1 protein-coding gene is annotated in these 1,888 nt (G+C 64.5%); it reads right to left on the bottom strand.

What is annotated here, in order from left to right:
- Positions 1 to 319 precede the first annotated feature (319 nt).
- Entirely contained in the window at positions 320 to 1,693 is a 1,374-nt protein-coding gene (cycA, locus tag GIW57_RS23615) for a D-serine/D-alanine/glycine transporter (protein ID WP_236513149.1), read from the bottom strand.
- Between the last annotated feature and the right edge of the window lie 195 nt (positions 1,694 to 1,888).

The following is a 1,888-nucleotide window of genomic DNA, read 5'->3' as shown; positions in this document are numbered from 1 at the left end:
CGATGGCTTTGACCGACGTGGAGGTCTTGCAGGCTTCTTTGGCGACCTGCAGTTTGAATCGAGCTTCGTACCTGTTCATGTATCCCTCGGGGTTGGATCTGGCGTCCAACTCCCGGGGGTCACTTCACCCTGGGGGCTTGGCCGCGGCATCCATGCCGCGGACACCCCCGCAACCGGACCCACCCCGCCTTCGACAGATTTCCGCGATCTGCCGGAATGGCATGGCCTGCTCTTGGTGACTATCGACCATGCTGCTGTTGGTGGGTGTCGACCTTGGTCGACACATGGATCCAAGCCATGCGTGGATGGGTCTTCCTGATTACCGCGCCATCTTCCGCCGCAGCCAATAGCCGGCGCCCAGCAGCACGAACCATGCAGGGCTGGCCACCAGCGCCTGGCGGGTGTCGGCCTGCAGGCTCAGCAGGACCAGCACGGCGGCGAAGAAGATCAGACAGGCCCAGCACATCGCCACGCCACCCGGCATCTTGAAGATCGAGGCCGCGTGCCGTTCGGGGTAGCGACGGCGGTAGACCATGTAGGCCACCAGGATCAGCGACCAGACGAAGATGAACAACACCGTCGCCAGGGTCGTCACCAGGGTAAAGGCGGTCACCAGGTTGGGGATCAGGTAGATCAGCAGGGTGCCGCCCAGCAGGCACAGGCAGGAGAACAGCAGGCCCCGGGCCGGCACCGCTGCGCGCGAGAGCTTGGACAGGCCGCGTGGCGCCTGGCCTTCCTCGGCCAGGCCGAACAGCATGCGGCTGGTGGAGAAGATGCCGCTGTTGGCCGACGACGTGGCCGAGGTCAGCACCACGAAGTTGATCAGGCTGGCGGCGGCGGGAATGCCGGCCAGCACGAACAGCTGCACGAACGGGCTCTTGTCCGGCACCACCTGGCGCCATGGGGTGACCGCCATGATCGCGATCAGCGCCAGCACGTAGAAGATGATGATGCGCACCGGGATCGAGTTGATCGCCTTGGGCAGGTTGCGCTCCGGGTCGGCCGTTTCCGCAGCGGTGGTACCCACCAGTTCGATGCCGACGAAGGCGAACACCGCGATCTGGAAACCGGCGAAGAAGCCGACCAGGCCCATCGGGAACATGCCGCCGTCATTCCACAGGTTCGACAGCGCTGCGGTATGCCCGCTCGGCGAGGTGAAGCCCCACGCCACCAGCCCGGCACCGGTGATGATCAGCGCGCAGATCGCCACGATCTTGATCAGCGCGAACCAGAATTCCATTTCGCCGAACAGCTTCACCGTCACCAGGTTCAATGCCAGCAACAGCAGCACGCAGGCCAGCGCCGGTATCCATGCGTCCAGGCCAGGGAACCAGAACTGCGCATACGCGGCGATGGCGATCACATCGGCGATGGCGGTGACGATCCAGCAGAACCAGTACGTCCACCCGCAGAAGAACCCGGCCCACGGCCCAAGCAGATCGGTGGAGAAATCGATGAAGGATTTGTACTGCAGGTTGGACAGCAGCAGCTCGCCCATCGCGCGCATCACGAAGAACAGCATCGCGCCGATGATCAGGTAGACGAACACGATGGATGGGCCGGCCAGGCTGATGGTCTTGCCCGAACCCATGAACAGGCCGGTGCCGATGGCACCGCCGATGGCGATCAGTTGCAGGTGACGGTTGGACAGGCTGCGGCGCAGGTGCTCGGGGGGCGTGGCGGGCTCGGTCATGGGCGCGGAAAGAGGCGGGCGAAGCAGTCGACGGTAGTCCTCCGGCTGCCACAACGCCAGCGCCGGGCGGCTCAAAACCGTCAGCAAGTGTCACTTTCACCACAATGTGACCCGTTACCGCATTTGTCCCATTCCGCCCAGCCCGGCGCCGTGTTCATATACCGCCATCGCCCAAGGACCGGCCCCGCCCATGTG

Source organism: Stenotrophomonas sp. PA-6-5C, from assembly GCF_021605635.1.
Taxonomy (GTDB): domain Bacteria; phylum Pseudomonadota; class Gammaproteobacteria; order Xanthomonadales; family Xanthomonadaceae; genus Stenotrophomonas; species Stenotrophomonas lactitubi.
The sequence above is the reverse complement of the archived record's forward strand: the minus strand, read 5'-3'. Positions and strand labels throughout refer to the sequence as shown.

Bases quoted from the DNA above. Each gene is read 5' to 3' on its own strand.
- cycA (WP_236513149.1), bottom strand. From the start codon at position 1,693: ATGACCGAGCCCGCCACGCCCCCCGAGCACCTGCGCCGCAGCCTGTCC.